Annotated in this window: 4 protein-coding genes and 2 pseudogenes; 1 reads left to right on the top strand and 5 read right to left on the bottom strand. The window is 63.8% G+C overall.

The features are described 5' to 3' along the window. Window positions 1-115: 115 nt before the first annotated feature. Window positions 116-1,900: pseudogene (locus tag ABDV69_RS20310) on the top strand (DUF2075 domain-containing protein); the annotation flags it as partial. Here the strand turns inward: ABDV69_RS20310 and ABDV69_RS20315 are convergent. The 5 genes and pseudogenes from ABDV69_RS20315 to ABDV69_RS20335 all read right to left on the bottom strand — a co-directional run bounded on the left by ABDV69_RS20315 (window position 1,855) and on the right by ABDV69_RS20335 (window position 3,968). Beyond that, entirely contained in the window at window positions 1,855-2,349 is a 495-nt protein-coding gene (locus tag ABDV69_RS20315; protein WP_343577569.1) for a hypothetical protein, read from the bottom strand. The pseudogene ABDV69_RS20310 and the gene ABDV69_RS20315 sit on opposite strands and share 46 nt — an antisense overlap. Before the next feature lie 116 nt (window positions 2,350-2,465). Further along, on the bottom strand, window positions 2,466-2,714 hold the full coding sequence (locus ABDV69_RS20320; RefSeq protein WP_343577570.1) for a hypothetical protein: 249 nt from the start codon (window positions 2,712-2,714) through the stop codon (window positions 2,466-2,468). Beyond that, on the bottom strand, window positions 2,704-3,027 hold the full coding sequence (locus ABDV69_RS20325; protein WP_343577571.1) for a hypothetical protein: 324 nt from the start codon (window positions 3,025-3,027) through the stop codon (window positions 2,704-2,706). The genes ABDV69_RS20320 and ABDV69_RS20325 overlap by 11 nt, the downstream gene beginning before the upstream one ends. Before the next feature lie 79 nt (window positions 3,028-3,106). Next, window positions 3,107-3,223 (bottom strand): annotated as a pseudogene (locus ABDV69_RS20330) (hypothetical protein); the annotation flags it as partial. A 40-nt stretch (window positions 3,224-3,263) separates the two neighbouring features. Continuing rightward, window positions 3,264-3,968, bottom strand: coding sequence for a DUF433 domain-containing protein (locus ABDV69_RS20335; protein ID WP_343577572.1), 705 nt, complete (start codon window positions 3,966-3,968; stop codon window positions 3,264-3,266). Window positions 3,969-4,251 lie beyond the last annotated feature (283 nt).

The raw sequence follows: 4,251 nt of genomic DNA on the forward strand, positions 1-4,251 counted from the left end.
GACTGGGCAGATCACGTGGCCACCACCGGGCAGTTCTCATGACCGCCACTGGGCAGATCCTCATGTCCCTTGACAGATGGCGCCGGAGTCCTTGGTGGAGCAATTGCTGGAGCAGATGCTGTACCGAACAGGTCGCCGCGCAGCCCCCGCCGAGCAGACGTCATGGAGGCGCAGCCTTCCGGTCCTGGCCGCGGACCTTGTTGATGCCGGCCTCGGGGATGTCGAGATGTTGGTCGAGTACCACCTTCCGCTCACGTCGCAGAGAGCGGACGTTGTCCTTGCTGGGACGCATCCGCGAACTGGTGAAGCCTCTTACGTTGTTGTGGAGTTGAAGCAGTGGTCGGCCGCGTACGCCTTCGAAGGCGACCCGGAAATCGTTGTTGTACCCGGTGTTCCAGGAGGGCTGCGGTTGCATCCGGTTATCCAGGTGCGGGGCTACTGTGAATACCTTTTCGATTTCGCCCGAGTGATGGCGGACCAGCCCGACGCGTTGGCCGGTATGGCCTACCTGCACAACGCCTCAGATCCCGCGCTGGTCAAGGATTTGCTGGCGGTGCCAGTGTCAACGACAGGCAGGCTTTTCACCGCCGCCGATAAGGGCGCCATGCTGAAATTTCTTCGGTCCAGGCTCGATCCGGGGCCTGGGCGCCAGGCGGCGGATTTGTTGATCAATTCTCCTGTAGCGCCATCCAAACAGCTGCTGAAGCTTGCCGCTGCCGAGATCCGCGACCGACCGCAGTTCCGGCTGATCGGAAACCAGCAGCTGGCAGTCGATTTGGTGATGCATGCCGTCGAACACGCCCGCGCTGGGAACACCAAGCGGGTGATCGCGGTCACCGGCGGACCCGGCAGCGGCAAGAGCGTGATAGCGCTGTCGCTGGTCGGCGAGCTGGCACGGCAGGGCCGTACCGTCGTCCACGCAACCGGTTCGAGGTCGTTCACCCAGACCCTCCGGAAAGTCGCCGCTGCGCGAGCCCCGAAGGTCCGTGGGCTGTTCAAGTACTTCAACCAATTCATGACCGCCGATCCCAACGGCTTGGACGTGCTGATCATGGATGAGGCGCACCGCATCCGGAACACATCTGTCGATAGATACACTCGTGCCGAGTTGCGGACGAATCGCCCGCAGATCGACGAACGCGTCGCTGCTGCCCGAGTGCCGGTATTCCTCCTCGATGAGCACCAAGTCGTGCGTCCCGGCGAAATGGGTACTCTGACCCAGATCGAACGCCACTCAAAACACCTCGGGCTCGGGTTTGAGCACATTGCGCTCGGCGAGCAGTTCCGTTGCGGCGGAAGCGAGGAATATGTGCATTGGGTTGTCCGACTGCTGGGACTCGCCGAGAATGACCCCCCAGTCGTGTGGTCGGGCGATCCGCAGTTCCATGTACTACTCGCTGAGACTCCCGAGGAGATGGAACGCTATCTGTTGAGTCGCATCCAGCGGGGATACACTGCGCGCATCACAGCAGGGTACTGCTGGCCGTGGAGCGACGCCCGCAAAGACGGGACGCTCGTTCCTGACGTTCGAATTGGGACCTGGTCACAACCTTGGAACAGCAAGAGCGATCGGCGCATCGGAGACGCACCACCCAGCGCCCTCTGGGCCACTGACGAAGGTGGTTTCGGGCAAGTAGGCTGTATCTACACGGCTCAGGGATTCGAGTACGACTGGAACGGCGTGATCATCGGACCCGATCTCGTGTGGCGAGAAGGGCGGTTCGTCAGTGTCCGCGAGGCCAACCGAGACCCTGACTTTCGCAATTCGACGACGTTGCCCGACAACAGATTCGACGTCCTAGTCCGGCATGTCTACAAAGTTCTGCTGACTCGCGGGATGATCGGCACAGTAATCTACTCGACCGACCGTGAAACGAGGGAGGCGCTTCGGTCGTTGATCGGTTTGCGTCGAGGTACGGAAAGCCTCTCTGTCGACATCCAGATGCAAAACGCGGCGTTCGCCATAGAAGGCGACCCCCGGTCGAAAACAACGTCCGGCGCATGATTGGCTTCTACAACCGTCAAGTCGATGACTACCACACCTACTGCCAGCAGCATGTAATCGTCGACTGCGCAGCCGATGTCGACCGGTTCATCGGCACCGACCCGACCAAGATCAGCTGGAACCGCGGCACCAAATACGATCTTGCCAAAGGACGGACATACCCCTACCGCGCGGAGGCGTTGCGGAAAAGCAGTAATTATCCTCTGCCCCTTCACCGTTGGCCCCGTGGCAGACCGCCGCTCGTACCCGTCGGCCCAGGGCGCCAAGGTCGTGCGCGGCACCAACAGGCATCGCGACGCTTCTGCGAGGGTGTAGGGCGGAACGCCGAATCGCATATCCGACATACGCCGCCTCCTCGATCATGCAGTGCCAAGCGACAAAGCCACGCCGGCGGTGCGCTCCGCCCTGCGCGCCTCACTGGTAGCCGCGTCGACAGTCCTGGCTAGGTCAGGGCAGCGGCCTAGACGGCGGCGCGTTCCATTTTTGCGATCGCCTCGGTAAGGGCTTCGACGTCGTCCGGGTCGGCTCCAGGGTGATCGATGAGAAGTCGCTGTGCCTCCCGCCGCAGCCGCGGCTCGATCGTGACACCGTGCTCAACTGCGTAGTCGAATGCGCCGACTACGGCGAGCGCCCACTCGCGGTGACCGACGAGGTCCATGTAGCGATAGCCGCGGCCGTCGAGCTCGCGTGCGAACTGCTCAAGCGTCATTTCGGCCACGGTCCCCATCGTAGCGCCGTAGCGCCTGGTAGCGGTGCCCAGCCGTGATCGCGACGAGCTGATCCCACGCGGGGTAGGCGGTCCGCAAGGTCGGTGGGGGCTTGCGCGCCGCGACGATCGCCTCAACCGGCACCCCGCCGACGATCCGCCGGAACACGTAGTGGCTGCCCAACCGCTCGATCGAGTACGGCAAGGCGAGGGTTTCGTCGATCACGGGAACACGTTCGGGCGGAACGCGCCACGGCGGTTGCGGCCCGAACCACCCGCCGGGCAACTCCGGTGGTCCGGTTGGCCGACTAGCCATCCGGGGCTCTCCCGGCCCTGATCCTCGACACCGCGCCGGCGCGGCAGATGAATCACGTTGCGCAACAACAGGTTCTCGTGTAGCCGTTGATCCAGCGCCTCGGCGTCCCGCCACGCAGGCCTACGAGCCGACCAACCTCGGCGTACACGTAGACCTCGCGGCCGAGCAGCGAACTCACCGACACAAGCGCAGGCAGGACACATCACTACAAGCGCGCACCGACACGTCGCTCCGAATCAGGCCGCAATGGCGTCGAGAGCGTCGCGCAGCTGGGACTCGGTCACACCGTAGTCGTCGGCGACGGCCTGGAATGTCGCGCCGGCACGCAGCGGGCCGAGCACGTCGGCGACCCGAGCCCCGCTCGCGTCGAAGACCGGCTGCCCATAGCCACGACGCGGATCGAGCACCACATCGGCATCGCCGTATTGCGGCAGTCGGATCAGGGTGGCGAATTTGTCGTCGGCGAAACAGATCTGCTTCAGGTAGTGCTCGACGATGTCCTTGAAGACGTACTGGCCGGACCGCGGCACGATCAGCCCTTTGACCACCTGATCGTCGGGGCTCCCCTCGCCCGATCTTTCGGCGAAACGCCACAGCACCTCGGCGCCGTCGGTGCACAAATCCTGGGACGCCAGGGCATGGGGTCCGACGTTGTTTGTCAGCCAGTCGAGAGAGGGACGTATCCGCTGCATCGGGACACCGGCTCGGCGGAAAGCGTTGAGCACATAGGCCTCCGCGACGCCGACGAACGGCAGGCGAGCGTCGCTCCGGGCTGTCCGCGGAAAAGCAGTAATAATCGGCTGCCCCTTCACCGTTGGCCCCGTGGCAGACCGTCGTTCGTACCCGTCGGCCCAGGTAGCCAGGGTCGTTCGCGACACCAACAGGCATCGCGACGCTTCTCCGAGGGTGTAGAGCGGAACGTCGAATCGCATATCCGACATACGCCACCTCCTCGGTCGTTCAGCGCCAAGCTACAAAGCTACGCCGACAGTGCGCATCGCCGTGTGCGCCTCACCGGCAGCCTGGCACCGGTCAGCCCTTAACGACGGGCGGCGGCCCAGACGGCGGCGCGTTCCATTTCTGCGATCACCTCGGTAAGGGCGTCGACGTCGTCCGGGTCGGCTCCAGCGCGACTCGTCGCACGAACCCGTGTTACGCTGCAGTGCTACAGTACCGTGTATGGCACAGACATTGACCATCCGGCTGGACGCCGAAGATAGAGCG

This window comes from Mycobacterium sp., assembly GCF_039583785.1.
GTDB lineage: Bacteria > Actinomycetota > Actinomycetes > Mycobacteriales > Mycobacteriaceae > Mycobacterium.